This window comes from Pseudoalteromonas sp. c7(2019), assembly GCF_011378625.1.
In the GTDB taxonomy this organism is placed as follows: domain Bacteria; phylum Pseudomonadota; class Gammaproteobacteria; order Enterobacterales; family Alteromonadaceae; genus Pseudoalteromonas; species Pseudoalteromonas arctica.
The window spans coordinates 1-216 of record NZ_WTKS01000075.1; the positions used below are offsets into that span (position 1 = coordinate 1).

The following is a 216-nucleotide window of genomic DNA, read 5'->3' on the forward strand; positions in this document are numbered from 1 at the left end:
TTTGCTATTACATTAAACATTTTTGCTAATCCGGCTTTATGATTAACCATTTGAATAATCAAATCACTTGAATATTCATATTGATTCATAAAGTTCATGTCCCATTCGACCGCAATATACTTACCAAGTTCATTTTCAAAACCAATTACATTGTGACAACTTTTAACATGTACGACTAAACCCTTACCTGTACTAGTGTGAGCAACAATTTGATCG

At 31.5% G+C, this 216-nt stretch carries 1 pseudogene; it reads right to left on the reverse strand.

Annotated elements, in window-relative coordinates:
- Positions 1-216: pseudogene (locus tag GQR38_RS20420) on the reverse strand (guanosine-3',5'-bis(diphosphate) 3'-diphosphatase); the annotation flags it as partial.